This window comes from Actinoplanes flavus (assembly GCF_017592555.1).
In the GTDB taxonomy this organism is placed as follows: domain Bacteria; phylum Actinomycetota; class Actinomycetes; order Mycobacteriales; family Micromonosporaceae; genus Actinoplanes; species Actinoplanes flavus.
The window spans coordinates 228,912-254,159 of record NZ_JAGFNS010000011.1; the positions used below are offsets into that span (position 1 = coordinate 228,912).

General features: G+C 70.5%; 27 protein-coding genes. 7 read left to right on the forward strand and 20 right to left on the reverse strand.

What is annotated here, in order from left to right; all coding sequences use genetic code 11:
• Positions 1 to 155 precede the first annotated feature (155 nt).
• The 3 genes from J5X75_RS18810 to J5X75_RS18820 are packed head-to-tail and all read right to left on the reverse strand — an operon-like array spanning position 156 to position 995.
• Positions 156 to 494 carry a winged helix-turn-helix transcriptional regulator gene (locus J5X75_RS18810; RefSeq protein WP_208468700.1) on the reverse strand — a complete coding sequence of 113 codons (339 nt, stop codon included), beginning with the start codon at positions 492 to 494 and terminating at the stop codon, positions 156 to 158.
• A gap of 10 nt (positions 495 to 504) precedes the next feature.
• On the reverse strand, positions 505 to 699 hold the full coding sequence (locus J5X75_RS18815; protein WP_208468701.1) for a hypothetical protein: 195 nt from the start codon (positions 697 to 699) through the stop codon (positions 505 to 507).
• Positions 696 to 995: a hypothetical protein gene (locus tag J5X75_RS18820; RefSeq protein WP_208468702.1), complete on the reverse strand. Its 300-nt coding sequence runs from the start codon at positions 993 to 995 to the stop codon at positions 696 to 698. Before J5X75_RS18820 ends, J5X75_RS18815 begins: the two co-directional genes overlap by 4 nt.
• A 279-nt stretch (positions 996 to 1,274) precedes the next feature.
• Here J5X75_RS18820 and J5X75_RS18825 point away from each other — a divergent pair, with 279 nt between their 5' ends.
• Positions 1,275 to 2,165, forward strand: a complete 891-nt coding sequence (locus J5X75_RS18825) for a Sco1979 family transcriptional regulator (protein WP_183224194.1) — start codon at positions 1,275 to 1,277, stop codon at positions 2,163 to 2,165.
• Positions 2,166 to 2,225: 60 nt separating this feature from the next.
• Here the strand turns inward: J5X75_RS18825 and J5X75_RS18830 are convergent, their stop codons facing one another.
• Positions 2,226 to 2,462 carry a DUF397 domain-containing protein gene (locus J5X75_RS18830; protein ID WP_043533013.1) on the reverse strand — a complete coding sequence of 79 codons (237 nt, stop codon included), beginning with the start codon at positions 2,460 to 2,462 and terminating at the stop codon, positions 2,226 to 2,228.
• A 261-nt stretch (positions 2,463 to 2,723) separates the two neighbouring features.
• Here J5X75_RS18830 and J5X75_RS18835 point away from each other — a divergent pair, with 261 nt between their 5' ends.
• Both J5X75_RS18835 and J5X75_RS18840 read left to right on the forward strand, forming a co-directional pair.
• Positions 2,724 to 2,957, forward strand: coding sequence for a hypothetical protein (locus J5X75_RS18835; protein WP_208468703.1), 234 nt, complete (start codon positions 2,724 to 2,726; stop codon positions 2,955 to 2,957).
• Entirely contained in the window at positions 2,950 to 3,309 is a 360-nt protein-coding gene (locus J5X75_RS18840) for a hypothetical protein (protein ID WP_307798147.1), read from the forward strand. The genes J5X75_RS18835 and J5X75_RS18840 overlap by 8 nt, the downstream gene beginning before the upstream one ends.
• 716 nt (positions 3,310 to 4,025) lie before the next feature.
• Here J5X75_RS18840 and J5X75_RS18845 read toward each other — a convergent pair.
• The 3 genes from J5X75_RS18845 to J5X75_RS18855 form a co-directional block, all read right to left on the reverse strand.
• Entirely contained in the window at positions 4,026 to 4,889 is an 864-nt protein-coding gene (locus tag J5X75_RS18845; RefSeq protein ID WP_208468704.1) for an SAM-dependent methyltransferase, read from the reverse strand.
• Positions 4,890 to 4,937: 48 nt separating this feature from the next.
• Positions 4,938 to 6,512: a GGDEF domain-containing protein gene (locus J5X75_RS18850; RefSeq protein WP_208468705.1), complete on the reverse strand. Its 1,575-nt coding sequence runs from the start codon at positions 6,510 to 6,512 to the stop codon at positions 4,938 to 4,940.
• Between the two features lie 117 nt (positions 6,513 to 6,629).
• Positions 6,630 to 8,198 carry an MDR family MFS transporter gene (locus J5X75_RS18855; protein WP_372450904.1) on the reverse strand — a complete coding sequence of 523 codons (1,569 nt, stop codon included), beginning with the start codon at positions 8,196 to 8,198 and terminating at the stop codon, positions 6,630 to 6,632.
• A 133-nt stretch (positions 8,199 to 8,331) separates the two neighbouring features.
• On the opposite strand from J5X75_RS18855, the gene J5X75_RS18860 reads away from it, so the two are divergent.
• Complete coding sequence (locus tag J5X75_RS18860) at positions 8,332 to 8,931, forward strand: TetR/AcrR family transcriptional regulator (RefSeq protein ID WP_208468706.1); 600 nt, start codon at positions 8,332 to 8,334, stop codon at positions 8,929 to 8,931.
• 32 nt (positions 8,932 to 8,963) lie between these two features.
• Here J5X75_RS18860 and J5X75_RS18865 read toward each other — a convergent pair whose 3' ends face one another.
• Positions 8,964 to 9,527, reverse strand: coding sequence for a TetR/AcrR family transcriptional regulator (locus J5X75_RS18865; RefSeq protein ID WP_208468707.1), 564 nt, complete (start codon positions 9,525 to 9,527; stop codon positions 8,964 to 8,966).
• A 58-nt stretch (positions 9,528 to 9,585) separates the two neighbouring features.
• On the opposite strand from J5X75_RS18865, the gene J5X75_RS18870 reads away from it, so the two are divergent.
• A complete protein-coding gene (locus tag J5X75_RS18870) occupies positions 9,586 to 10,341 on the forward strand; it encodes a dienelactone hydrolase family protein (protein WP_208468708.1) in 756 nt (251 codons plus the stop codon).
• On the opposite strand, the gene J5X75_RS18875 is transcribed toward J5X75_RS18870, so the two are convergent.
• From J5X75_RS18875 to J5X75_RS18925, 11 genes are all read right to left on the reverse strand, one after another.
• Positions 10,334 to 10,756 (reverse strand): VOC family protein, encoded by a 423-nt coding sequence (locus tag J5X75_RS18875; protein WP_208468709.1) that lies wholly within the window; start codon positions 10,754 to 10,756, stop codon positions 10,334 to 10,336. The genes J5X75_RS18870 and J5X75_RS18875 overlap by 8 nt on opposite strands.
• A 38-nt stretch (positions 10,757 to 10,794) precedes the next feature.
• The gene (locus J5X75_RS18880) at positions 10,795 to 11,145 is read right to left on the reverse strand and encodes a hypothetical protein (protein WP_208468710.1); all 351 of its coding nucleotides are present in this window, start codon (positions 11,143 to 11,145) and stop codon (positions 10,795 to 10,797) included.
• A gap of 5 nt (positions 11,146 to 11,150) precedes the next feature.
• Positions 11,151 to 11,819 carry a UDP-N-acetylglucosamine 2-epimerase gene (locus tag J5X75_RS18885; RefSeq protein ID WP_208468711.1) on the reverse strand — a complete coding sequence of 223 codons (669 nt, stop codon included), beginning with the start codon at positions 11,817 to 11,819 and terminating at the stop codon, positions 11,151 to 11,153.
• 249 nt (positions 11,820 to 12,068) lie between these two features.
• Positions 12,069 to 12,842, reverse strand: a complete 774-nt coding sequence (locus J5X75_RS18890; protein ID WP_208468712.1) for a hypothetical protein — start codon at positions 12,840 to 12,842, stop codon at positions 12,069 to 12,071.
• Between the two features lie 121 nt (positions 12,843 to 12,963).
• A complete protein-coding gene (locus J5X75_RS18895) occupies positions 12,964 to 13,590 on the reverse strand; it encodes a GTP-binding protein (RefSeq protein WP_307798148.1) in 627 nt (208 codons plus the stop codon).
• Complete coding sequence (locus J5X75_RS18900; protein ID WP_208468713.1) at positions 13,568 to 14,029, reverse strand: DUF742 domain-containing protein; 462 nt, start codon at positions 14,027 to 14,029, stop codon at positions 13,568 to 13,570. Before J5X75_RS18900 ends, J5X75_RS18895 begins: the two co-directional genes overlap by 23 nt.
• Complete coding sequence (locus J5X75_RS18905; protein WP_188120236.1) at positions 14,026 to 14,472, reverse strand: roadblock/LC7 domain-containing protein; 447 nt, start codon at positions 14,470 to 14,472, stop codon at positions 14,026 to 14,028. Before J5X75_RS18905 ends, J5X75_RS18900 begins: the two co-directional genes overlap by 4 nt.
• Positions 14,469 to 17,435 (reverse strand): ATP-binding protein, encoded by a 2,967-nt coding sequence (locus J5X75_RS18910; protein WP_208468714.1) that lies wholly within the window; start codon positions 17,433 to 17,435, stop codon positions 14,469 to 14,471. Before J5X75_RS18910 ends, J5X75_RS18905 begins: the two co-directional genes overlap by 4 nt.
• On the reverse strand, positions 17,422 to 18,489 hold the full coding sequence (locus J5X75_RS18915; RefSeq protein ID WP_307798149.1) for a hypothetical protein: 1,068 nt from the start codon (positions 18,487 to 18,489) through the stop codon (positions 17,422 to 17,424). Before J5X75_RS18915 ends, J5X75_RS18910 begins: the two co-directional genes overlap by 14 nt.
• 514 nt (positions 18,490 to 19,003) lie before the next feature.
• The gene (locus J5X75_RS18920; RefSeq protein ID WP_208468716.1) at positions 19,004 to 20,674 is read right to left on the reverse strand and encodes a DUF885 domain-containing protein; all 1,671 of its coding nucleotides are present in this window, start codon (positions 20,672 to 20,674) and stop codon (positions 19,004 to 19,006) included.
• Positions 20,675 to 20,693: 19 nt separating this feature from the next.
• On the reverse strand, positions 20,694 to 21,752 hold the full coding sequence (locus J5X75_RS18925) for a PHP domain-containing protein (RefSeq protein ID WP_208468717.1): 1,059 nt from the start codon (positions 21,750 to 21,752) through the stop codon (positions 20,694 to 20,696).
• A 104-nt stretch (positions 21,753 to 21,856) separates the two neighbouring features.
• On the opposite strand from J5X75_RS18925, the gene J5X75_RS18930 reads away from it, so the two are divergent.
• Both J5X75_RS18930 and mtnA read left to right on the forward strand, forming a co-directional pair.
• A complete protein-coding gene (locus tag J5X75_RS18930) occupies positions 21,857 to 23,707 on the forward strand; it encodes a M48 family metallopeptidase (RefSeq protein WP_208468718.1) in 1,851 nt (616 codons plus the stop codon).
• Complete coding sequence (gene mtnA / locus J5X75_RS18935) at positions 23,707 to 24,669, forward strand: S-methyl-5-thioribose-1-phosphate isomerase (protein ID WP_208468719.1); 963 nt, start codon at positions 23,707 to 23,709, stop codon at positions 24,667 to 24,669. Before J5X75_RS18930 ends, mtnA begins: the two co-directional genes overlap by 1 nt.
• On the opposite strand, the gene J5X75_RS18940 is transcribed toward mtnA, so the two are convergent.
• Positions 24,666 to 25,235, reverse strand: a complete 570-nt coding sequence (locus tag J5X75_RS18940) for a DinB family protein (RefSeq protein WP_208468720.1) — start codon at positions 25,233 to 25,235, stop codon at positions 24,666 to 24,668. The two genes, mtnA and J5X75_RS18940, sit on opposite strands and share 4 nt — an antisense overlap.
• Between the last annotated feature and the right edge of the window lie 13 nt (positions 25,236 to 25,248).

The following is a 25,248-nucleotide window of genomic DNA, read 5'->3' on the forward strand; positions in this document are numbered from 1 at the left end:
AGCCTGCCGGGGGTGCGTGAGTGGTTGTGCCCGGGAAGCTGGCGGGTCCGGATCACGACGTCTACGGGGCGACGTGCGTGAGCGGCTGCGCCCGAAAATGAAGATCCCAGTCTTGTGGCGTGCCTACGTAGGCGATTCACCGAGACAGGGGCGCTCTACGGCAGGTGCTCGTTCGCCCAGAGGGCGATCTGATCCAGGGCCGGCATCAGGGCGCGCCCGGCCTCGGTGAGGGTGTAGGAGACGGAGACCGGTGGCCCCTCGTCGACGGCCCGGATGATCAGGCCGGCCGACACCAGGCTGGACAGGCGGTTCGAGAGGACCGAGTCGCTGATGCCGTCGATGGCCCGGGACAGCTCCCGGAAACCGACCGGGCCGTCGTGGAGTTTGCCCAGCACCGCGGCATTCCACCGGCGGCCGAGGAACTCGAAGGCCCGGGACAGCGCGGCATCGCGAACGCGGCACGACAGCTGCTGTTCCTCGTTCACCGCTGTCATGCGGGTAAAGCTACACGGGCGAGCGTTGCGCGGTGCTCTGTTGCTGCTCCGGCCAGTTGATCGGCATCTTGCAGGCGCCGCAGGAGAGCTGCTCGCCGCATGTCGGGCACCAGTCGTTGGTGCGACGGAGATACCACCCGAGGGCGACCCCGGCGAAGAGGCTGAGCAGCCCGACCACCGCCGAGACCGTGACGGCGCCGGTCATCGCAGCGGGTTCCGGCGCACCAGGCGTAGAGCGCGCTGGTCGAGGGCCGGGTCGGCATCGGCCCGCGACGTGACGTAGGGCGCCGTGAAGGTGTCGACCCCGGTGCCCCGATGGTTCTCCGGACGGTACGTGACCGTGACCGCGCGGGGAGAGGCCGCCTCGATGACACCGGCGCGCCAGCCGTCCCGATAGACCCACACCGGATCCGCTGGCCGATAGCTCTCGGCCGGGGCCACCTCTGCCGGGTCACGGTAGGGCGGAGTCACGGTGGGCGTGGACGCCGTCAGGTTCGGCATGGGGATTGCCTCCAAGGTGTCGAGGCGGTGCTCCGGTGTTCATGAGCAACACTGCAACCGGCTGAGCAGGCGAAGTTTTCGGCACGCTCCGTCAGCGGTTGGTACGTGTCTGTCAGCTATCATGCTCGTCATCAAGTGCGTTCGCAAGGCCGGATGCACGTGCATCCGCAATGAACGGATGATCGTGAGGGCGCGATCCCACCGGTTCCGCGAGAAGGATCTCCGCTCTAGGATGCGTAGGGCTGCGCCGGCAGTCACAGAGCAGCGACAAGGAGTCAGGTGAGCGCGGGTTCGCAGGAGGAGGCGCCGGGAGGCGGCCCGACCGTGCTGCGCATCCTGCTCGGCTCCCAGCTTCGTAAGCTGCGGGAGTCGAGGGGGATCACCCGGGAGGCCGCGGGTTACGAGATCCGTGCGTCCGGGTCGAAGATCAGCCGGATGGAGCTGGGCCGCGTCAGTTTCAAGGAACGTGACGTCGCGGACCTGCTGACCATGTACGGCGTGAGCGACTCGGCCGAGCGGGACGCGTTGATCAATCTCGCCCGCCAGGCCAACAATCCCGGCTGGTGGCAGCATTTCAGCGACGTCCTTCCCGGCTGGTTCCAGGCGTACCTCGGTCTCGAGGCCGCGGCGTCGCTGATCCGGACGTACGAGATCCAGTTCGTTCCCGGTCTGCTCCAGACGCCCGACTACGCCCGTGCCGTGATCATGTTGGGTCATGCCGGCGCCAGCGCCGACGAGATCAACCGGCGGGTCGACGTTCGTCTCCAGCGGCAGCAGATCCTCACCCGTTCGGGTGGCCCGCAACTGTGGGCGGTGATCGACGAGGCGGTGCTGCGGCGCCCGATCGGTGGCGTCGAGGTGATGCGCGCCCAGATCGAGGCGCTCATCGAGGCGTCGAAACTGCCCGGCGTCCGGTTGCAGATCATCCCGTTCCAGGCGGGCGGCCACGCGGCGGCCGGCGGCCCGTTCGCGATCCTGCGGTTCCCCGAGCCGGAGCTGCCCGACGTGGTCTATGTCGAACAGCTGACCAGCGCCATCTACCTGGACAAGCGCGAGGACGTGGACCACTACGCCATGGCGATGGAGCGCGTCTGCATCGACGCGGAACCGCCGAACCACACGCCGGACATCCTCGGCAAGCTGCTGAACGAGGTCGGCCGCCCGGCCTGATCAGCGCGAAGGGGCCGGCCGCGACGTCGCGCGGCCGGACCCGTGACGACTGCCTGAGGGTCAGGCGATGAGGTTGTCGAAGTCTCCGTCGCGGACGCCGCCGAGGAACGCCTCGATCTCGGCCCGGGTGTAGATCAGTGCCGCACCCTCGGGATCGCGGGAGTTACGCACGGCAACATCGCCACCCGGCAGGACGGCGCACTCCACGCAGTTGCCACTTGGGTTGCTGCGCCGGCTCTTCTGCCAGGTCACGCCCTGCAGCTCGCCGGCAGGCATGCCGTTGACCACATAGGTCATTCCAAGCTCCCTAGATTTGCCCCGGATCGCCCATCGATCCGGGAATCGGTGGTCTCTGCGTGCCTAAACTGGGCGCTGATGCAAATGCACGTGCATCTGGCCTTGCGTAGTCACGAGATTCTGAGCATGATAACGCACGTACTGGTTCCTAGGGGTGTCACTCAGGGTGACATCTTTAGGTGACGGGTCGGCTGCGGAGCGACGTCTGCGGCCTCGACGCGAGGCTCCCTGGCGGGGGCGTCCGAGCGAGAGGTGACGAGTATGTCGATACCCAACATCGGCCCGGAGCACCCCGATTCGAGTGAGCCCGGCGCGGCCGACAGCACGCGCCGGGCGAACCCGTTGGTCTACCGGGACGAACCGTTCGCGGACGATGTGTTCGCGGCGTCGACCCGGGCCAGCGCGGTCACCCACCGTTTCGGATTGAGCCGGCCCGGCGGGACCATCCTGCGGCGGCCGCCAGCTGAGGAGGATGAGTCCGACGCGCGTGACTGACCTCGTCCGTTGCCACCGCCGGCAGCGATCCGCCGGGCTGCCACGGCCCCGGGCGCCGCGCGTCCGCGACCACCGGCTGCGGCCCAGTGGCCCAGCCTGGCCGGTGTACGAGTTCGCCGAATCGGACTACTGCTACGGCATCGGCCCCATCCGGATCCGCCTGCTCAGAGTCAACTGGGCCCAGCCCATCCCGCACGAAGGAGACGTCTGGCTCGGCGTCCACGCCATCGTCGTCGACCGCGCCGGCCACGAAGGTCCCATCCGGGAACTACTCGTCCGCGCCGACAGCGTGCCGGTCCCACCGGCGTGCAAGCGCCCCCGCCTGAGGGCGTTGCGCAGCACGCCCGTTTGACACCGGGTGGGCGGCGCGGTTCCCCGTGCTGGGCCGCCCACCCGGCTGTGTTTGATTGCTTCGCTTCGCTCCGCGGCAAAACGCCTTGTAACCGGTGTCGAGGCAGGTGATTTCCCGCCGCCAGCACACCCCGCTGACGTCGGCAAATCACTTGCCTCGACACCGGCGGCGTTTTGCGGGGGACGTTTAGTGCACCGCCGTCCTGCTCGGCGTGACTGCTCCGTGGCCAGGGCGAGTCCTGTGGAAGTGGATCTTCCCAGCGGCTCCCAGCGCTGTTTCGAGGCTGTTGGAACAGCCCGCAGAGCCAGCTGGATCTTTGCGGCTGGCTCTCAGTGCTGTTTGGGGGCTGTTGGAGCAGCTCCCAGGGCCAGTTGGTCTCGTGCCTTCGGAGACAGCCCCACGGCCAGTTGGATCTTTGCGGCTGGCGGTCAGTGCCTGTTTCAAAGGCCTTGAAACAGCAGCTGGAGCTTTGTGACCGGCTGGGCTGCGGGACAGGCCTGAGTGGGCCCGGGATGAGGGGGCCTGGGTGGTGGGGCGGTCCGCTTCGCGCCGGGAGGGCTCGCGCCGGAGGGCTCGTGCCGGAGGGCGGCAGGGCGTGAGGCGGTGAGGGGCGGGAAGGAGTGCGGACGGGAGGCGGTGAGGGGCGGGAAGGAGTGCGGGCGTGAGGCGGTGAAGGGTGGGAAGGAGTGCGGGTGGGAAGGGTGCGGGTGGGAGGGTCAGGGCTTGCGGGCCACGCCTGACCAGTAGTAGGCCGCCTCCGGGTTGTCGACCTTGCCGTCCGGGCGCCAAGCCGAGACCGGGACCAGGCCGGGTTCGAGGAGTTCCCAGTCGCCGAAGAAGCGTTCGACCGCCTCGCGGTTGCGGGCCACCAGGGTCATGCCGGCGCCGGTGGCGGCGGCGACCGCGGCGTCGACCTCGGCCGGGTTGAAGTCGGCGGTCGGGTGGGTGATGGCGAGGCAGCTGCCGGAGGGCAGGGCGTCGCGCAGCTCGGCGACCGTGGTCCACGGGTCGTCGGTGTCGGCGAGCAGCATCAGGATGGCGATCAGGGTGAGGCCGACCGGCTGGGTCAGGTCGAGGGTGTCGCGCAGGGCCGGGTCGTCGAGGATGGAGCGCGGCTTGCGGATGTCGGCGGCGATGTACTCACTGCGGCCGGCGGGGTTGCTGATCATCAGGGCGCGGGCGTGGACCAGCACGATCGGGTCGTTGTCGACGTAGACGACGCGGGTCGACGGGGCGATCTCCTGGGCGATCTCGTGCAGGTTGGGCCGGGTCGGGATGCCGGTGCCGATGTCCAGGAACTGGCGGATGCCCTCCTTGGAGACCAGGTCGCGAGCCACCCGGTGGACGAATCTCCGGTTTTCGCCGGCCATGTACTTCATGCCGGGGATGGCCTGGATCATCGCCTCGCCGACGGCGCGGTCGACGGCGAAGTTGTCCTTGCCGCCGAGCCAGTAGTCGTAGATGCGGGCGGAGTGCGGCACGTTGATGTTGACCCCGGGCGGAGCCACCTCGGTGGGTGCGGAACTGTCCTCTGTCACGACCGCCTCCTTGCGACACGACCCGTCTAGCCCGAGCGCCATCAGCCTAGCCCGAACGATCGACCGGCTTCACCCCCGTGACGGCGGATTTCAGGCGGCCGAGGCGTACCCCCGGGAGGCGGCCGAGACGACGCGATCACGCCCGGCGTGCTTGGCAGAATACAGATGACCGTCCGCAGTGGACAGCAGGGTCGGCTGGGTGGGCGCCGGGACGTCGGTGGCGGCGGCGACACCGATGCTGACGGTGACCGGAAGGCCGTGTGTGAGGTCGCGCCAGTCGTGCTCCCGGATCGCCCGGCGGATGCCGTCGAGCAGGGCGAACGCCGGGGCCGGGAGGGTGGCGGGGAGCACGACGAGGAATTCCTCGCCACCGATGCGTGCGGTGAAACCCTCCGGGCAGGCGGCCGCCACCCCGTCCGCGATCAGGGCGGCCACCTTGGTCAGCACCTGGTCGCCGACGCTGTGCGAGAGCCGGTCGTTGACCTGTTTGAAATGGTCGAGGTCGACCAGCGCGATGGTGAGTGCGGGGTCCGACTCGATCAGAGCGGGCAGCACCTCGTCGACGTGGCGGCGGTTGTGCAGCCCGGTGAGCGGGTCGCGGCGGGCCTGCTCGCGGAACCGTTCGGCCTCCTGCCGGGCCTCGATCGTCTCGAACATCGCCTGCCGGGTACGGGTGCGCGCTTCCCGCTGGAGGGAGTGCAGATTCTGGTACGCCGTGAAGAACGTCTTGTGCACCGCGAACGCCTCGGCGAACTCGCCCCGGGCGGCGTGCAGCTCGGCCTGCTCCTGGTGCACCCGGACGAGGACTTCGACGAGGTCGCGGTCGGTGCAGAGCTTGCGGCTCTCGTCGAGGCTCGCTTGGGCTCGGTGGTACGCCCGCAGGCCGCGCTGTGCCTGGGCGAGGGTCAGCAGGTACTCCGGGAGGGCGTCGGCGTCCTCGTGCCGGCCCTCGGCGTGCCGTTCGATGCACAGCCGCATGGTGGCCTCGGCTTCGGCGAACCGCCCGTTGCCGATCTGGATGGCGCCGATCGTGTCGAGGAACGCCGGTTCGAGGGGGGTGCCGCGTTCGTCGGCCAGCCGCTGGAGGCGGGCCGCGACCTCTTCGGCGCGCTGCTGGTGGCCGGTGTCGTACTCCGCGTAGGCGTGGTTGTTGAGCAGGCAGAGCAGGGCCGGTGACCCGCTGAGGACGGCGAGCTCCTCGGCCTGTGCGTAGCGGATCCGGGCGGCGTCCATCGAGCCGGCCGCCCACAGCGCGTCGGCGAGTTTGGTGCGGTGCCAGATGTGCATGTGGGTGGTGGACTCGTCGTCGAGCAGCTCGACCGAGAGCAGCGCGTGCTCCAGGGCCTGTTCGAAGTCGCCGAGGTGCTGGTGGATGGAGGCCCAGATCAGGTGGGTGCGGGCGAGCAGGACCCGGGCGTCGTTGCCGACTGCCCACTCGTGGACCTGCCAGATCTGTTCGGCGGCCGCGGCGACGTCGCCCGAGCGCATCCGCATGTTGGCCTGGCAGAGCCGGGCCCGGGCGATCAGGAGTGGATCGCCGAGAACCCGGGCGGCCTCCTCGATGGAGACCGCCCGGGTCAATTCGGCCTGTGCGTCCCAGGAACGCTCGTCCTCGATGGTGAGCAGGGCGGCCGAGAGCACCTCGGCGTCGACCGACTGCACCATCCGGAGCCTCCTCTGTTCTGCCGACGTGAACCATCGGCCGGGGAACGTTACTACTGAGGAAACCCGAGATTAGCGCTGTGTGAGCGGATCATTCCAAGGAGTGCGGAGTGATCTGCCCTACTTCGTGGCGGCGGGGACCTTCGCCGGGGTGCCGACATCGACCGTCGAGCGCAGCTTGGCCGGTTTCATGGCGACCGCGGCCACCACGCCGATCACCGCGACGCCCATGGAGATCAGGAAGATGTGCCCGGTGGCGTCCCCGTACGCGGACCGGACCACGTGCTGGATCGACTCCGGCAGGCTGCTCAGGTTGAGCGAGCTGGTGCCCGAGCCGCCGCCCGCCGGTACGCCCATCGCGGTGAGCTGCTCGTTGATCGAGTCGGTGACCCGCCGGGCGAGGACCGCGCCGAGCACCGAGACGCCGATCGTGCCGCCCAGTGACCGGAAGAACGCGACGGTCGAGCTGGCCGCGCCGATGTCCTTGAGCGAGACGGTGTTCTGTACGGCCAGGACCAGGTTCTGCATGGACATGCCGACGCCGACGCCGACCAGGGCCATGGCCGAGCCGATGTACCACAGCGGGGTGTCGTGGTCGAGCACGGAGAGCCCGGCGAACCCGATGACCAGGATGATCGTGCCGGCCACCACGTACGGCTTGATCTTGCCGCTCTTGGTCATGGCCTTGCCGGCGATGGTCGAGGAGACCAGGATGCCGAACATCATCGGGATCATCAGCAGGCCGGCCTCGGTCGGGCTGTAGCCGCGGCCGATCTGGAAGTACTGGCCGAGGAAGACGGCGCCGCCGAACATCGCCATGCCGACCGCGAGGCTGCCGAGGATGGCCAGGGCCGTGGTGCGCTGGCGGACGATCGGCAGTGGCACCACCGGCTCGGCGACGCGCGACTCGACCCAGGTGGCGATGCCGAGCAGGGCCAGGCCGCCGCCGACCATGGCGAAGGTCTGCCAGGAGAGCCAGGCGAACGAGTCGTCGACGAAGGACACCCAGATCAGGATGATGCTGACGCCGGCGGCGATCAGGCCGGCGCCGGCGTAGTCGACCTTCACGTTCTCCCGCCGGATGACCGGCAGATGCAGGGTCTTCTGGAGGACCAGCAGGGCGATCACGGCGAACGGCGCGCCGATGAAGAAGCACCAGCGCCAGCCGAGCGCGTCGGTGTCCACGATCAGGCCACCGAGCAGCGGGCCGGCGACGGTGGAGAGGGCCATCACGCCGCCCAGGTAGCCGTTGTAGCGGCCGCGCTCCCGCGGCGGGATCATCGTGGCGATGGCGACCTGGACCAGGGCCTGCACGCCGCCCATGCCGAGGCCCTGGAAGGCCCGGGCGGCGATCAGCTGTTCCGTGGTCTGGGTGAAGCCGGCCGCCACCGAGCCGATCACGAACAACACGATGGAGAGCTGGACCAGCAGCTTCTTGCTGTAGAGGTCGGAGAGCTTGCCCCAGATCGGGGTGGATGCCGTGGCGGTCAGCAGGGTGGCGGTGACCACCCAGGTGTACTGGGTCTGGCTGCCGTTCAGGTCGCCGATGATCTTCGGTAGGGCGGTGGAGACGATGGTGGAACTGGCCATCGCGACGAAGAGCACGAGCAGGAGGCCGGACAGGGCTTCCATGATCTCGCGGTGCGTCATCGGGCTCTGCTCCACCCGGTCGAGAGTGGGTGCGCTCAAAAGACGGCCTCCAGAATCAAGTCAAGCAAGCGGCCTCCCCGGAATGCTTGTTGCATACAACTGTCGGCCGAAGATTGCCTAGTGTGCAAGTTTGCTCGTTGGGAACTGAATCACACGCCGGTACGCTCAGGCCATGAGTGAGGCGGGTCTTCGGGAGCGGAAGAAGGAGGCCACCCGGCAGGCCCTGTACGAGGCGGCCCTGCGGCTGGCGCTGGAGCACGGGCCGGAGCGGATCACGGTCGAGGCGATCGCCGACGAGGCGGGTGTCTCCCGGCGGACCTTCTCCAACTACTTCGCCAACAAGGAGGAGGCGCTCTTCTACGGCGATCTGCGGCGGATGCGGAACCTGGCCGGGCTGGTCCGGGCCCGTCCGGCCGGCGAGCCGCCGTGGGCCGCGCTGACCGCCGCCGCCGGCGAGTTCTACGGCGACCGGGGCGATCCCGATCCCGAGTGGATCTCCCGGAGCCGTCTGGTCCGCAGGCACCCGTCGCTGGCGGCCGCCCAGGTGCGGACCTTCGCCGAGCTGGAGCGCGAGCTGGCCGCCGAGGTCGCGGTCCGGATCAAGGACCCGGACCCCTCAGGGGTACGGGCGACGCTGCTCGCCGCCACCTTCCTGGCCGCCCTGCGCATCTCCATGAACGTGTGGCTGGAGGACCCCGCGGCGACGTCGTTCTGGGCGCTGGCCCGGGAGGCGCTGGCCGACGCGGGCCGGGGATTCGCCGCTCAGCGGTAGACGGCGCTCCGTTCGTACCGTCGAAGGGGTCCTCAGGCCGAACGCGTGCCGAGGCCGCCGATGACGAGGGTGAGTTGCCGCCGCCAGGCGTGCGGATCGGCCGAGTGCTGTGCCACCCCGGCGTTCGCCATCATCAGCAGGCCCAGGTCGTCCCGGGTGAAATCGGACCGCAGCCGGCCCGCCCGCTGGGCCCGGAGCAGCACGTCGACGGCCCGCCGCTGGGCCGCGATCCGCAACCCGGCCAGCCGCTCGTCGTCGTCGAAGGCCGTGGTGACCAGCAACTCGGCGAGCCCCCGGTCGGTGGCCTGCAACTCGCAGACCCGGGTCAGGTAGCCGACGAACGCCGCCCACGGGTCCGGATGCTCGAGCGCCTGCTCGGCCAGGTGGACCGCGGCGGTCATGTGGCTGGCGAAGACCTCGGCGATCAGGTGGCGGCGGCTCGGGAACCGCCGGTAGAGGGTGGCGTTGCCGACGCCGGCCCGCCGGGCGATCTCGTCGAGCGACGCGTCTAGGCCCTGCTCGGCGAAGACCTCGCGCGCCGCGGCGAGCAGGGCTGCACGGTTACGGCGGGCGTCCGCACGCAGCCGGGTGGCCATGGGCCACAGGATACGACGTACGGCGTGAATCACGGAGATCCGATGTTACGGTGCCGCTATGTCACCCAGTGAGATCGATGTCCCGGCTGCTGACGGCGTCGCCGAGGCGTATTTCGTGACGCCGGACGGCACCGGGCCGTACCCAGCGGTGCTGATGTTCATGGATGCCTTCGGTCTGCGGCCGCGGCTGCTGGAGATGGCGCGGCGGATCGCCGGCCGGGGGTACGCGGTCCTCGTCCCCAACCTCTTCTACCGCGACGCGAGCGGGCCCCTGGTCACCCCGGACGAACTGACCGACGGCGCGAAGCGGGGCGCCGCGTTCGGCCGCCTGATGCCGATGATCCGTGCCCTCACCCCGGAGCGGATCACCGCCGACGCCACCGCCTACCTGGACTTCCTCGCTCGCCAGGAGAGAGTGGCGGACGGGCCGGCCGGGCTGGTCGGCTACTGCATGGGCGGGCGCAACGCGGTGCTCGTGGCGGCGGCGCTTCCGGACCGGATCGCGGCGCTGGGCAGCTTCCACGCCGGCGGGGTGGTGACCGACGGGCCGGACAGCCCGCACACGGGTGTCGCCGCGATCACCGCCGAGGTCTACTTCGCACACGCCGACAACGACGGTTCGATGACGCCCGAGCAGATCAAGACGCTGGAGGGCGCGCTCGACGCGGCGGGCGTCACCTACACCTCGGAGCTGTACGAGGGCGCGCCGCACGGCTTCACCATGTCGGACACCTCGATGCACCACCCGGAGGGCGAACGGCGGCATTGGGAGGCGCTCTTCGCCCTGCTGGACCGCGCCCTGCCGGTCAGGTGACGCAGAACTCGTTGGCCTCCGGGTCGGCCATCGTCAGCCACGAGTGCGGGCCCTGCCGGCCGGCCCAGAGGAAGGTGGCACCGCGCTCGACCAGCCGGTCGCGGACCGCGTCCCGCTGCTCGGCGCCGACGAAGACGTCCAGGTGCACCCGGTTCTTCACGGTCTTGGCGGCGGCGTCGAACTGGAAGAGGACCCGCTGATCGGTCTTCGGGTGGCGGATCGCGGCGCCGGTCCGCCAGACCAGCCTCCCGCGGTGGTGGGTGGTCTCCTCGTCGGTGGCGAAGCCCTTGGCGACCATCTCCTTGATGAACGCCTCGTCCTGGGGCTCCACGTTCCAGCCGAGGGTCTCGGCCCACCAATCGGCGAGCGTGTGGGGTTCGGTGCAGTCCACGACGATCTGGAAGTCGTATGCCATGGACCGCACGCTACCCACGGTTCAGGACAGAAAACGGCCTAATTGGCGTACAGGCCGGGGAAGAAACGATCGATCGCGGTCACGTCGTACACGTGCCGGACCTCGTTGATGCTCTGGTCCGCGACGCCGAGGAACTCGACCAGGCGGGCGGTGCCGAACGGCGCCGCGAGGTCGTAGATCAGCGCCGACCCGTCCACCGCGTCGGTCCGGCCCACCAGCGAGACGCCGTCCGCGAAGGCGGCGATCCGGTGCAGGACCTGGAGCATCTCCTCGTCGTCGACCGGGGCGTCGAGATTCCACTCCGCCTCGACGTCGGGGGCGAGCAGCTTCCTCGCCCCGGGCACGTCGCCACTGGTCCACGAACGGACCCAGACATCCACTACGTCCATCGTGTTCAGCCGTTCAGGATCGCGTCGGCGGTGTGCGGGGTGACGGGCAGGGCCTCGGGGGCGGGTGCGAGACCCAGCAGGGCGGCGGTGGCCTGCGCGGTGCGCCCGGCGGCGAGACCGTCACCGTACGGGCGCCCGCCGGCCGTCAGGGTGTCGCCGGTGACCAGCACGTCGCCGGCGGGGATCCCCTCGTCCAGCAGGTTCATGGCGGCCAGCGGGGTCGCCGTCAGGTGCAGGGCGGCGACCTGGGCAAGCAGGCGGTGGTCGCTCTCCCCCGGGAACGGCGACTCCAGGTCACCCGAGCGCAGGCCGGCCCCCAGGTGGACGACCGGGACACGGCGCCAGAACGCGGCCAGCGCGCCGGCCAGGCTGGTGACGGTGTCGCCCTGCACGATCACGGCGGCCGGGGTGCGTACCGACCACAGCTCGTCCAGTTCGCGGATCATCGCGGTGAGCTGCTCGGCCCGGCCGTCGGTGGACGGTTCGGCCGGGAGCGTGATGTCCGGCTCGAGACCGAACTCGGCGAGCGCGCCGGTGACCGTCGTGGCGTGTGGGCCGCCGGTCAGCAGGACCGGCTCGAGCAGGCCGGCCTCGCGCATGGCGAGAGCGACCGGGGCGAGCCGGACGGCCTCCGACCGGGTGCCGCCGACCAGGTGGGCTTCACGACGAGACATGCGGAGCCTTTTCTCGAGGGGGTCCCGGACTCCTCCGCGATGATCACCATGGAGCCGCGTTCTCGGAGGCAATAGGACGTTATGTCGCTACGCAGCGTGACTCAAGGGTGGTGAGCGGAACGGAGGAGAAGACCGGCCAAACAGTCGAACTCAGACATCTCAGACCGCACTGATCAGCGGAAACGGGGTGTTTTCCGGCGGATGGGCAGAGTGATCAAGCGACTTCGGAGAGTAGTGGCAATGCCGCGTTCAGTCGAGGAGGCTCGGGTTGTCGCGCAGCATGGCCGCCAGGCGCCGGGCCGCCAGCTCGGTCTCCTCGGGACGCTCCACCTGCAGCGGGATCGGCTCGGGCAGCGGCTCCGGGAAACCCGGCTGTGGCTCGGCGTGCGGGGCGGAGAAGGCCGTGGGGTGCGGCGGCTCCGGGTAGGCGTGTGCGGCCGGCGCCGCGTACGCGTGCGGGGTCGCCTGGGATGGCACATGCGGAGGTGGCGTCGGGGCGAAGGGATGCGGCGTGGTGTTGCCCAGGTCGGCGTAGCCGGCCGGATCCTGGCCGAAGATCTGCTCGTGGCGGCTGGTGACGAAGGGCTGCTCGGCCGTGGTCGGCTCGTCGTAGGCGGCCGGCTCCTGGTAGGCGGGTTCCGGGTACTCGAAGTCGGTGGGGCCGAAGCGGTCCTGGTCGTCGCGGCTGGCCCGGGGAACGGGCGGCGGCTGCTCGGCCGGCTCCTCGACCTCGATCTCGAAATCGGCGTGCCGCGGTGCGGACTCGGTGGCCCGGGCCGCGACCCGATTGTCGGCGTTCACCTGGACCGTGCCGTCGGCGAACGAGAATTGGAGCAGCATCGGGTCGCCCGCGCCCTCGACGCCGACCGTGACGCCGAGCTGAGGGTTCCGGGCCACCACGGCCGCGATCGCCTCGACCAGCTCGGTCACCGCCGGCGGAGTGCCGGTCTCGCCGGCGGCGCGGCGCCTCAGCTCGTCCCGCCGGGCGAGCTTGTCGAGCGCGTCGTCCAGTCCGCCTCGCACGTCACCGTCCTCTTTCGCTGCGCGGTCGCCCGGTTTCCACTCTGCTCCTTGCCGGGCCGGTTTGGGAACCGTCCCGCTCGGGGATCGATGCGGAATCCGTGACCGGGCGACCGGTCACACCCTACGACTTCATCCGGATCGCCTTGTCGAGTGCCTGGTCCAGCACGACGAGAAGGGCATCCCGCACGGATGCGCGGAACCGTGCGTCGAAGGATATGACCGGCACGTCCTCGCGAACCGCGAGGGCCCACCGAACCTCGTCGATGCTGTAGGACATCTGCCCGTTGAAGGTGTTGATGCCGACAACGAACGGGAGGCCCTGGCGCTCGAAGTAGTCGACTGCCGGATAACAGTCGTCTATTCGGTTGGTATCTACCACAACCAGTGCGCCAAGGGCACCCCGGACCAGGTCGTCCCACATGAAGGCGAAACGGGTCTGCCCCGGCGTACCGAAGATGTAGAGCTTGAGCGTCTGGTCGATGGTGAGGACGCCGAAGTCCATCGCGACCGTGGTGCCGGTCTTCATGGTCGCCTGGCCGGGGTCGTCGATGCCGACGGACTCCGACGTCATCTCGGCCTCGGTGGTGAGCGGCGAGATCTCGGAGATGGCGCCGACGGTGGTCGTCTTGCCGACCCCGAAGCCGCCGGCCACGATGATCTTGACCGGAACCGGCGCCTTCTTGGGCGCCGGCGCGCCGGGTATGCGCGCGGTACCGACGACGCGGTTAGCTGATGGATCGAAGTCCACGGATCACTCGCATGATGGTCTCGGGGTCGGGTGTGTCGTTGTCCAGCACGTGGACGTCGAGCTGGCCGGTGGCACGCAGGTCGCCGACCAGGATTCGGGTCACGCCCAGGTGCAGGTGGAGTCGAGCGGAGATCTCGGCCACCGAGATCGGGCTCTCCTCGCAGAGAGCCACGATCGCCCTGGTTTCCGGAGAGAGCCGGGACGCCGGCGCACCCGGCACCAGCGTCACCTGGGTCTCCATACCGATGTCGGGATCGCCTCCATCGGTCCGCCCGGACGTGATGACGAACGGGCGCAGCGTATTGGTCGACGCCTCGACCGGCGGGTGCTCCCCGGTGGGGGTGTAGCCGCCGGTCGAGTGCTGGGAACCGGATTGCAGGAAGGGCCGGACTCCGGGTCGCGCCGGAGGTACCGGGTCGTCGGAATCCGGGGGGATCACTGCTGGACTGCGTTCTTCAACTCGGCGATGAGACGCGGGCTCAGCGCGCCACCGGCACGGGTCGCGAAGAGCGTCATCTCGTACGCCAGGGTGCCGAGGTTCGCGGAACGGTCGGCGATGACACCCAGCACCGAACCGGCGCTGATCGCGGTCACCAGCAGGTACCCGTCGGCCATGTCGATGATGACCCGGTTCAGGGCGCCCAGACGGTACCAACTGGCCGCACCGCCGGCGAGGCTGGTGAGCCCGGAGACCACGGCCGCGAGGCGCTCGGCGTTGGGCCGGTCCTTGATCGCGGACATGGCCATCAGGAGGCCGTCCGAGGAGACCGCGATGGCCTCGATCACGCCCGCGGTACCGGAGGTGAACGAGTCCAGCAGCCAGTTGAAGGTTTTGGCTTCGGCGCTGAGCTGACTTTGCGCGGTGGAGTAGGGGGAAGTCATCGCGGTTGTCCCTCGTGTTGTGGCTGACTTTCATTCAGTGCGAGTGCGACCCCGTACTCGAACTGATCCATCAGGGCTCGGGCGGCCTCGGGGTCGAGCGTGGCCGGGGCCGGCGGGGTGATCGGTTGACGCATCTCGTCGAGCGGCAGGGTGGCGCCCGGCACACGACGGGTCAGCTGCGGGCCACCGTTGGAGGACGGCGGCGCCGGCGGAACGATCGGCGCGGGCGGCGGCTCCCACGCGGGAGCGGGCTCCTCCCAGGCCGGAGCGGGGGTCTCCCACGCCGGAGTGCCGAGGTCGGGAGCCGGCATCGAGACGCCGGTGTCGCTGATGTCACCGTGGGCCCGGCTGACGCCCGCCTCGAAGGCGTCGAACATGGCCCGGGCGGCCAGCGCGTCGTCCTGCGTGGTGGGTACGGCCATCCGCTGCACGGTGGTGTCCTCCGGCGCCGGGAGCTGGCTGCCGGGAACCCGGCGGCGCAGCGGGGCGGCGGCGGTCTCCTCGCGCTGCACCGGCGGAGCGGCGACCGGCTCCGGGGTGTACGGCGCGGGGCTGATCGGGGCGGGGCTGACCGGCGCCGGCACGGGCGGTGCCGGGATGGCCGCCGCCGGGGCCCAGGCGGTCTCCTGCGGCATCGGGGTGTGCCAGCCACCCTGTCCGGCGGGCAGTTCCGGCCGCGAGTGCGGGACGCGGCCGGCCACCGGGGTGCCCATGTCGTAGGCGGGCGCCGGCTCCTGGTACGCCGGGCGCGGCGAGTACACCGGCTCGGCGTCGTAGACCGGCTGGTCCGCGTACGGGTCGGCGGCCGGGGCCGATTCGAGGGCCGGCGCGGACTGCCCGCCGAAGGCGTTCCAGGACTGGCCGGCCTCGACGATCTGCGTGGCCCGGCCCAGCACCACCGGGTCGAACGGCTGCTGGCTGCCCGGCACCGAACGGACCGCGCCACCGGCGATCGCGACCTCGGTGGTGTTGCCCCGCAGGGCGGGCGAGTAGGCGGGCGCCGCGGCGGCCGGCTCGGGGGCCCGGATCTGCGGCGGCACCGGGGCCGCCGGGATGGCCGACGGGAAGCTCGGCGCCGGGATCGCGCTGAGGTTCTCCACCCGGGTGACCAGGTGCGACGGGTTCAGGTCGATCCAGGCGGTCAGGCCGCCGTCCGGGGTGTCGGTGAGGGTCACCTCGATGCCGTGCCGGCGGGCGAGCCGGCCGACCACGAACAGACCGAGCACCTCGGTGGGGGCCAGGTCGAGACGCTCACGGCGGGTCAGTCGCGCGTTCTCCTCGGCCAGACGCTCGGGCGCGAGGCCCAGGCCGTGGTCGATGATCGCGAGGCGGGCGCCGCCGCGCAGCTCGTCGGCGGTGACCGTGACGTTGGTGTGCGGCGGGGAGAACGCGGTGGCGTTCTCCAGCAGCTCGGCCAGCAGCAGCGTCAGGTCGGCCAGGATGGCCGGGACCACCACGATGTCCTCGGGGATGTCCACCTCGACACGGGTGTAGTCCTCGATCTCACCGAGGGCGAGACGGACCACGTCGGAGAGGGACAGCGGGGCCATGTGCTCGTTCGCGCCGGCGCCACCGGAGAGCACGACCAGCGCGGACGCGTTCCGGCGCAGACGGCTGGACATGTGGTCCAGGCGGTACAGCTCGCGGAGCCGGTCGCTGTCGGTCTCCTTGCGCTCCAGGGAGTCGATCAGGCTCAGCTGACGGCCGACCAGGTTCTGGGTACGACGGCCGACGTGGCCGAACATCTGGGCGACGTTACGGCGACCGAGAACCTGGCGCTCCACCAGCCGGGCGGCGGTGGTCTGTACGCGGTCGAACGCGCGGGCCAGGTCACCGATCTCGTCCTGGGCCTCGACGTCGACCGGGTCGAGTCGAATCGGCCGGACCTGGGCCTCGGCCTCGTCGTCGGCCACGCGCTCCAGTTCGGACTCGGCGGCGCGGGCGATCCGGTCGGCCGAGACGGTCAGACGGCGCAGCGGCCGGGCGACCGCGCGGGCCATGATGATCGACAGTGTGGCGACCAGGATCAGCAGCAGGAAGGTGCCGCCACCGAGGAGCACCGACTGGCGGATGGCGCTGTCCCGGTTGTCGGTCGCCGTGGTGTCCACGTCCTGGGCCACGCGCTTCTCGACGAAGCTACCCAGAACGACGACCGTCTGGAGGGACGGGAAGACCATCCTGATGTTCAGCTTCTGCAGCGCGCCCGTCGGGTTCGTCTGCAGGCCCTTGACGAAGCTGGAGCCCATACGGGCGGCGAACGCCTGCTGGTTGGCGAGGTAGAGCTTGTACTGCGGGTCGGTGAAGTAGATCCGCGACGAGCGGATGATCGATTCCACCTGGGCGAAGGTCGCGTTGAACTGGCTCAGCAGGAACGCGGCGTCCCGCGGGTTGCTGGTGGCCGCGACCGCCGCCGAGGCCATCCAGCAGGCCGCTTGGTTGATCAGGTCGTCGGAGCGCATGGAGCGGTCCAGCGCGAAGATCTGCCGGCCGAGACCGGTGGTCAGGTCAGCCTTGTCGGACAGGCCCAGACCGTCGATCAGCGGGTCGACCGCGCTGGTGAAATCCGCGACGACCTTGGAGACGTCGATCGCTTGGTTCAGCACGTTCTGCCGGGTGTTGCTGAGCCGGGTGGCGGCGGTGACGGCGCGGCGCAGGGCCGCCGGGGCGTCGTCGTCGGCGAGCCCGGCCACCGCGTCGGCGGCCTCCGCGCTCTGCACCACCAGGGTCCGGCGGTCGACCAGACCGAGTAGGTAGCCGACCGAGAGCAGGCGTTCTTCCTGGATCTCGATGAGCGCCGAACTGACCTGGGTGGCCCGCTGGATGGTGTCCGAGATCTCACCGGCGACGCGAGCCGCGTCGATGCGCTCGTAGATCACCGGAACACTCAGGCCGAGGACGCCGAGTAGGGGTACGAGGATCAGCAGGGCGAGTTTGCCCAGGATGCGGAACTTACCGAAGAGCACCGGAACGCTCCCGCCCAGTAGCACTGCCGCCGTAGCCGGGGGCCTGGTCGTACGGGCTGACCGCGGACGACCCGGGGCCGTCGCTGTCGGCACGCACCGAGAAGTCCCGGCTGCTGTCGAGGGAGTCGCGGACCTGGGCGGCCCGGCTCCGGGTCCAGAAGGTGGCGACCACCAGCAGCGCGATGGAGACGCCGAGCAGCGCCCACGCCTCGATCTGACGGATCTGGAGGTCGTCGTCGCGCTCCTCGAGCAGCGTCGACAGCTCCTTGAGGGTCACCGTGGTCAGCGCGTTCAGCGCGGTGGCGAGCGTGCTCTGCGCGGTCACCAGGGTCGACACGTTCGGGTCGCCACCGTAGTTGGTGCCACGGTTGGCGGCCTCGACGCCACGACGGAACGAGTCGAGGTTGCTCACCAGGTTGCCGGCGAGCGTGGAGCTCTCGGTGTCCTCGGCGGCGGCCTGGAGGTGGTCGGTCAGCTCCTCGACGCTCTCCTCGACGGCCTCGACGGCGACGCCGAGCTGCACCTGGAGGGCGGCCCGCTGCCGCTGGTTGGAGGCGGCGGCCAGCATGTTGGCCGAGTCGCTCATCCGGCTCACGTTGGTGACCGCCTCGGGCATGTCCACCGTGATGGTCTCCTGGATGAACCAGATGTCGGACTGCTGGTCCATGTTGAGCTTGGAGTTCTCGCGGACCTCGCTGTACAGCTCGAGGGCCAGCTCGCCGACCTCGACGTGGGCGTCGTAGATGGTCTGCGCGCTGCCGGCGATGCCGGGCAGGCGGCCGATCTTCTCCTTCAGGCCGGCCCAGCGGCTGGCGGTGTCCAGCTCCTCGCCGAGACGCGCGTCCGCCTCCTGCACGCGGGCGACGGCGGCGGTCAGCGACTGGGGCTCGGTGGAGACGCCCTGCAGAGCCTGCGACTGCGACTCGGCGAGGGCGCTGACCAGCGGCGCCAGGGTCGCGAGGTACTCGACGCCGTGCTGCTTGAGCTGCGTCTCGTCCCGCTGAGTGTTTACCTCGTCCAGGACACGCAGGAACAGGGCTGCGGTCGGCAACACGACGAGAACCGTCAGCACCACCGCGAGGGCGGAGCGTAAACGCGTTCGCCGGCTGTTCACCGAGACTGACATTGCTTTAGTCCTCCGCCATGCACACGCGATGGGCCGATGGGGGGCTACGGAGAGTAGCCATGCGGGCGCACCGATCCGGGTCAATCTATCCGAGAAATCCTCAGAAAACCCCTTTCCAAGGGTCAGAGTTCGCTCGGCTGATCGGGGGATACGCGGCACTGCCGACTTGGCTGTACGAACGCCCGGGCCGGGGCCGGATCGAGAAAGGCCCAGTCCACGCTGCTTCCGGAACAAGTGCGAAGCGCCGCCGGAGATCGTATCCGCACCTCAGGCGGGACGTGAATATGAGTTCTACTTCGGATTTGTTACATCTGGGTAGCGACTCATTCACGGAGCGTGGCTGAACGATCGCTCAGCGGAGAAATGGTGCGCAGAGTGACGGATCAGATACTGCGCGGCGGGCCTCTCCGTCCCGTTTTCGGCACGGAGAGACCCGAATGACTCAAATCCTGGCCAGTGCTTTACGGAGCGGGTCGAGCCCCAGCGAACCGAGGTTCAGAGCGTCCCGGTGGAACGTCTTGAGGTCGAAATCACTACCTTTGCGGCGCTTCGCCTCGTCGCGGGCCTCGAACCAGATCCGTTCGCCGACCTTGTACGACGGCGCCTGCCCCGGCCACCCCAGATAGCGCTTCCACTCGAACCGGAGGACCTCCTCCGGCATCCGGGTGTGCGCCCGCAGGAACTCCCAGCCGAGTTCCGGCGTCCACCGGTCACCCGGGTGGAAGCCGAACGGGTTGTCCCGGGGGATCGGAAGCTCCAGGTGCATGCCGATGTCGACGATCACCCGGGCGGCACGCAGCGCCTGCCCGTCGAGCATGCCGAGCCGGTCGCCCGGATCGGTGAGGTAGCCCAGCTCGTCCATCAGGCGCTCGGCGTACAGGGCCCAGCCCTCGCCGTGGCCGGAACACCAGCAGAGCAGCCGCTGGTACCGGTTGAGCTGGTCGGCGCGCAGCAGCGTCTGGCTGACCTGGAGGTGATGGCCGGGCACACCCTCGTGGAAGACGGTGGTGACCTCGCGCCAGGTGGAGAAGACCTCCTGGCCCTCCGGCACCGCCCACCACATCCGGCCGGGCCGGGAGAAGTCCTCGCTCGGGCCGGTGTAGTAGATGCCGCCGTCGCTGGTCGGCGTGAGACAGCACTCCAGCTTCTGGGCGGGCCCCTCGATGTCGAAGTGCACACCGTTCAGCTCGGTGATCGCCCGGTCGGAGAGGGCCTGCATCCAGTCCCGGAAGGCCTCCTTGCCCCGGATGTTGCGGGCCGGGTCGGCGTCGAGCACGGCGACCGCCTCGTCCACCGTCGCCCCGGCGCCGGCGATCGCCGCCGACACGGCGCGCATCTCCCGCTCCAGCCGGTCCAGCTCGGCGAAACCCCAGTGGTACGTCTCCAGCTGGTCCACCTTGGCGCCGAGGAAGTACTGCGAGGCCAGCGCGTACCGCTCGGGGCCGGCCGCCTCCTTCTCCCGGCCGTGCGGGGCCAGCTCGTCGCGGAGGAAGTCACCGAAGGCGGCGGTCGCCGCGGTCGCCGTGGACGCGCCCCGCTCCAGCTCCTTGGCGAGCGCGCCGGACGCGCCCAGCCGCCGGGCCAGCCCGTGGAAGAAGTCGTCGCGGGCCGGATCGGTCCACGCCTCGCACTGCTCGGCCACCGCCAGCAGCTGCGCCCGGGCGCTGACCCGGCCGGCGTCGGCGCCCTCGAGCAGGGTCCGGCGGTACTGCTCCAGGGCGTGCGGGAAGGCGTTGAGCCGGGCCGTGATGGCGGCGACCGCCTGCTCGCCCTCGGTGGGCATCACGTCGAGGACCATCCGCAGCTCGTGCAGCGAGCTGGTGATGACACTGATGTCGGTGCTCACGTAGCCCGCGTCGTACTGCGCCAGCTGCAGGCCCAGCCGCTCCAGCATGGCGTCCTTGGCGACCTGCTCGGATTCGTGTTCCGGTTGGGTCACGTCGAGATCGTTGATGGTCCGGCGGAGCAGCTCGGCCTGGGCCTCGAAGCCCTCCGGGGAGAGGTCGTCGGTCTTGTCCTCGTAACCGGTTATGCCGGTGGCGGTGGCGCCGGTCGGGTTGAGCGCGGCCCATTCGTCGACGTATCGGTTCGCGAGTTCGTCAATTCGTCCCACGCGCCGACCCTACGGGATCTCAACCGTGTGATCCGGTCCACTCCAGCAGGCGTTCGGCCGTCCAGGTGTTCACCACCCGGTCGGCCGGCACCCCGCACAGCGCCGCCCGCTCGCAGCCGAAGTCCAGCCAGTCCAGCTGGCCGGGCGCGTGCGCGTCGGTGTCGATGCTGAACACGCAGCCCGCCTCCACCGCGACGGTGAGCATCCGCTTCGGCGGGTCGAGCCGGTCCGGCCGGGAGTTGATCTCGATGGCCTTGCCGTGGTCGAGGCAGGCGGCCAGCACCTTCTCCAGGTCGAAGTCGCTGGGCGGCCGGGTCCGGGCCCGGCGGTGCGCGGCGTCGCCCTCGCCGGCGGCCGACACCTTGCGCCCGGTCATGTGCCCGAGGACGTCGAGATGCGGGTTGCCGATCGCGGTCACCATCCGCCGTGTCATCCGGGACGCGTCGTCCCGCAGTTTGCTGTGCACCGAGCCGACCACCACGTCGAGCCGGGCCAGCAGCTCCTCCTCCTGGTCCAGGCCGCCGTCCTCGAGGATGTCCACCTCGATGCCGGTGAGGATGCGGAACCCCTCGGGCAGCGCCTCGTTCAGCATCGCCACGTGGTCGAGCTGACGCCGCAGCCGGTCCGCGGTCAGCCCCCGGGCCACGGTGAGCCGCGGCGAGTGGTCGGTCAGGACGAAGTACTCGTGGCCGAGGTCGGCGGCGGCCAGCGCCATCTCCTCGATCGGTGAGCCGCCGTCCGACCAGTCCGAGTGCACGTGACAGTCACCGCGCAGCGCGGCCCGCAGCGCGGCGGCCGCGGCCGGTGTCTCGACGCCCTCGGTGGCGGTCAGCCGGCGCAGGTAGACCGGCTCCTCCCCGGCCAGGGACTCGGCCACGCAGCGCGCGGTCACGTCGCCGATGCCGGGCAGCTTCGCCAGGGTGCCCGCCTCGACCCGGGCGGCCAGGTCGTCCGGCGGGGTCTTGGACACGGTCGCGGCCGCCGACCGGAAGGCGCGCACCCGGTACGTCGCCTCGTTCGCCCGCTCCAGCAGGAACGCGATGCGCCGCAGATCGGCGACCGGATCACGAGAAGCCATAACCGCAGCCTAGGACCTCTTGCGGATCTTGCCGGACGGATATCGAGGTCGGTATCTTCCGACGGCCGCCCGGACGGGCGCATCACGGGGAGGGAACCACCGTCATGTCCACTACGCTGCGCGCCGCCGTCTCGGTCGCGATGCTCGTCGGCTTCTACGTGCTGGGCCTGCTCCAGCTGGCCCTGGTCGGCTGGCTGCTCTACGAGATCTGGACCCACATGCACGGCGCCGGCGCCGCCAAGCTCAGCTGGCTGCTGCTCGCGGCGGTCGGCGCGGTGGTCGCCGGTCTGTGGCGGGCGATCCGGGCCAAGCCGGACGAGCCGACCGGCATGCTGATCACCCCGGAGCAGGCGCCCGAGCTGTGGGCGACGGTCCGCGAGCTGGCCGCCGCGGCCGGCACCCGCGCCCCCGACGAGATCCGCCTCGAGCCGATGGTCAACGCGGCGGTCAGCGAGGACGCCCGGCTGCTTGGCCTGATCGGCGGCACCCGGCGCCTCTACCTGGGCATGCCGCTGTTGCAGACCTTCACCGTCGACCAGCTGCGCGCGGTCCTCGGGCACGAGCTCGGCCACTACTCCGGCTCGCACACCCGGCTCGGCGAGATCGCGTACCGGGGCCGGCTCGCCATGTACGAGACGCTCAGCCGGGTCGGCCGGTACAACGTGTTCGGCTGGGTCTTCAAGGGCTACGGCCGGCTCTACCGCCTGGTCAGCAACGCGGTCGGCCGCCGGCAGGAGTTCGAGGCCGACGAGGTGGCGGTCCGGGTGGCCGGCGCCGACGCGGCCGTCGGCGTGATGCGCGAGCTGCCGGTGGCCACCTTCGCGTGGAACTTCTACTTCGGACAGTACGTCGCCCACGGTGTGGAGCTGGGCTACGCGCCGGACGACATCTTCGGCGGCTTCGGGCGGATGCACGCGGCCCGTACCGACGCCCTGGCCAACCTGCGTGACCTCGAGCCGGACGACGAGACCTCGGTGTGGGACACCCACCCGGCCCTCGGCGAGCGGATCACCGCGATCCGGGCCCTGCCCCCGGTCCAGCACGCCGCCGACCAGCGCCCGGCCACGATCCTGCTGCCCCACGTCGACCAGCTCGGCCGGGCCCTGCAGGCCGAGGCCTTCGACTTCGGCGACCGGCCGGTGCTGCCCTGGCCCGAGTTCACCGCCGCCTCGATCACCGCGGCCCGGCAGCGCGGCGCCGACCGGATCTTCCGGTCCACGGCCCGGCTGCTCGGCGTCCCGGAGGCCGGCCTGGCCGAGATCCTCGACCTGGCCGCCGACGGCAAGCTGGGCAAACTGGCCGCCGAGTTCTTCCCGGACGCCACCCGCAAGGAGGCCGCCCTCGCCTTCGCCGACCCGATGGACGACCTGATCACCCTCGCCGCGGTGCGCTCCGGCGTGGCCGGCTACCTGCACTCCTGGTCCGGCCCGGCGCAGCTGGTCGGCCGGGACGGGCAGCCCGTCGACTTCGCCGAGATCGCCAAGCTGGCGGTCGTGCCGGAGACCGTGGCGGAGGCCCGCTCCCGGCTCGGCGCGCTCGGCATCCGGATCGAGGCGGCCCGGGTCGTCGAGTCCCGCGCCACGGCCGGCGGCTCGGACGTGATCGGGGCGATGGCCAACGTCCGGGTCGACGACCAGGAGACCGACCTGATCATGCTGGACCGCGGCCTCGTCCTGGTGCCCGCGCCCAAGGGCACCGACGACGGCGAGAAGCGGCTCAAGGAGATGCTGTCCAACAACGACCCGGCGACGCTGGCCCAGATCTACCGCTACCTGCCGTACGAGGAGGTCACCGCCGCCCGGATCGTCAAGCCGGTGCCGATCAGCGCCGAGATGGACCTGCACGACGGCTCCACCGTCACCATCAAGGCCCGGTGGACCGGTGAGGAACTGGGCAAGAGCGCGGACACCCTGGAGAAGATCCTGAACCGGCTGAACGAGCGGGCCGAACGCTGATGCGGACCATCGACTGGGTCAACGGCGCCGTCGAGATCATCGACCAGACCGCGCTGCCGAACGAGGAGCGGGTGCTGCGGCTGCACACCGTGGGCGAGCTGATCGCGGCGATCCAGTCGCTGGCGGTCCGCGGCGCGCCGGCGCTCGGTGTCGCCGGGGCCTTCGGAGTGGCGCTGGCGGCCCGGGTCCACTCCGACGATCCGGCGGCGCTGTCGGTGGCCGTACGGAAGATCGAGAGTGCGCGCCCGACGGCGGTGAACCTGGCCCGTGGAGCCCGTCGTGCCGCCGCGCTGCTCCCGCACGGGCCGGAGGCCGTGCTGGCCGAGGCCTGCCGGGTCCGCGACGAGGAGATCGAGGCGTCGGCGGCGATGGCGCGGCTCGGCGCCGACCTGGTCGCCGAGCTGTGCGGGAACCGGCCCCGGCTGCTCACCCACTGCAACACCGGCGGGCTGGCCGCGGTGACCATCGGCACCGCCCTCGGCGTGGTCGGTGAGCTGCACCAGCGCGGCCTGCTCGCCGGCGTGATCGCCAGCGAGACGCGGCCGCTGTTGCAGGGCGCCCGGCTCACCTCCTGGGAGCTGACCCGGTGGGGCATCGAGCACCGGGTGGCGGTCGACTCGGCCGGGCCCTTCCTGATGGCCCGGGGCGAGGTGGACGCGGTGATCCTCGGCGCGGACCGGATCTGCGCCAACGGCGACGTGATCAACAAGATCGGGACGTACGCGCACGCGCTCGGCGCACGCCGGGCCGGCATCCCGTTCCTGGTGGTGGCGCCGGAGTCCACGGTCGACGTCGGCACGCCCTCCGGCGCGCAGGTGGAGATCGAGGACCGGGGTTCGGCCGAGGTCACCGCCTGGAGCGAGGCGGTGAACCCGGCCTTCGACATCACCCCGTACGACCTGGTGACGGCGATCGTCACGGACCGTCGCGTGATCCGGGTGGACCGGGGCGAGAGGCCCTAGTCCTTCTTCCAGGGCTTCATCCACGGCGACTCCGGCCAGCCCTCGGCGGCCGCCATCAGCGGGTACGCGGTGGCGCCGTCGACGGTCTGCCGGATCACGTCGGCGTGCCCGGTGTGCCGTGCCGTCTCCTGGATGAGGTGCAGCAGCACCCACCGCAGCGACCAGGCGTCGTACTCCTTGGGGTTCCACGGCACCGAGTGGTCGATCGGCACCGGGTGGTCGAGGTCGGCGATGTCCCGGACCGTCTTCTCGGTCGCCTCGGCCACCCGGTCGTAGTACGCGAACAGCTCCTCGACGCTCTCCCCGTCGGCCATCGTGAAGTTGCGCTCGTAGGCCTGGTAGTCGATCGGCTTCGTCTCACCCCGGACGGTGGACATCCAGCCCTCCTCGGTCGAGGCGCAGTGCTTGATCAGCCCGCCGACGCTGAGCTCGCTGGCACTCGGCGTGGCCCGCAACTGTTCCGGGGTGAGCCCGTAGGCGGTCAGCTTGATCACGTACCGCATCTGGGTGAGGTAGGCGAGCAGACCGTCCTGCTCATCGGTGACGGGGCGAACCTGACCGGGCATCGAAACTCCTCAG

Excerpts from the sequence above, each read along its gene's own strand:
- J5X75_RS18940 (WP_208468720.1), bottom strand. The coding sequence starts at position 25,235 with ATGCCCGGTCAGGTTCGCCCCGTCACCGATGAGCAGGACGGTCTGCTC.
- J5X75_RS18930 (WP_208468718.1), top strand. The coding sequence starts at position 21,857 with ATGTCCACTACGCTGCGCGCCGCCGTCTCGGTCGCGATGCTCGTCGGC.
- J5X75_RS18875 (WP_208468709.1), bottom strand. The coding sequence starts at position 10,756 with ATGGCATACGACTTCCAGATCGTCGTGGACTGCACCGAACCCCACACG.
- J5X75_RS18865 (WP_208468707.1), bottom strand. The coding sequence starts at position 9,527 with ATGGCCACCCGGCTGCGTGCGGACGCCCGCCGTAACCGTGCAGCCCTG.
- J5X75_RS18905 (WP_188120236.1), bottom strand. The coding sequence starts at position 14,472 with ATGACTTCCCCCTACTCCACCGCGCAAAGTCAGCTCAGCGCCGAAGCC.
- J5X75_RS18885 (WP_208468711.1), bottom strand. The coding sequence starts at position 11,819 with ATGTCTCGTCGTGAAGCCCACCTGGTCGGCGGCACCCGGTCGGAGGCC.
- mtnA (WP_208468719.1), top strand. The coding sequence starts at position 23,707 with ATGCGGACCATCGACTGGGTCAACGGCGCCGTCGAGATCATCGACCAG.
- J5X75_RS18815 (WP_208468701.1), bottom strand. The coding sequence starts at position 699 with ATGACCGGCGCCGTCACGGTCTCGGCGGTGGTCGGGCTGCTCAGCCTC.
- J5X75_RS18880 (WP_208468710.1), bottom strand. The coding sequence starts at position 11,145 with ATGGACGTAGTGGATGTCTGGGTCCGTTCGTGGACCAGTGGCGACGTG.
- J5X75_RS18925 (WP_208468717.1), bottom strand. The coding sequence starts at position 21,752 with ATGGCTTCTCGTGATCCGGTCGCCGATCTGCGGCGCATCGCGTTCCTG.
- J5X75_RS18850 (WP_208468705.1), bottom strand. The coding sequence starts at position 6,512 with ATGGTGCAGTCGGTCGACGCCGAGGTGCTCTCGGCCGCCCTGCTCACC.
- J5X75_RS18860 (WP_208468706.1), top strand. The coding sequence starts at position 8,332 with ATGAGTGAGGCGGGTCTTCGGGAGCGGAAGAAGGAGGCCACCCGGCAG.
- J5X75_RS18830 (WP_043533013.1), bottom strand. The coding sequence starts at position 2,462 with ATGACCTATGTGGTCAACGGCATGCCTGCCGGCGAGCTGCAGGGCGTG.
- J5X75_RS18870 (WP_208468708.1), top strand. The coding sequence starts at position 9,586 with ATGTCACCCAGTGAGATCGATGTCCCGGCTGCTGACGGCGTCGCCGAG.
- J5X75_RS18810 (WP_208468700.1), bottom strand. The coding sequence starts at position 494 with ATGACAGCGGTGAACGAGGAACAGCAGCTGTCGTGCCGCGTTCGCGAT.
- J5X75_RS18820 (WP_208468702.1), bottom strand. The coding sequence starts at position 995 with ATGCCGAACCTGACGGCGTCCACGCCCACCGTGACTCCGCCCTACCGT.
- J5X75_RS18835 (WP_208468703.1), top strand. The coding sequence starts at position 2,724 with ATGTCGATACCCAACATCGGCCCGGAGCACCCCGATTCGAGTGAGCCC.
- J5X75_RS18845 (WP_208468704.1), bottom strand. The coding sequence starts at position 4,889 with ATGGCGCTCGGGCTAGACGGGTCGTGTCGCAAGGAGGCGGTCGTGACA.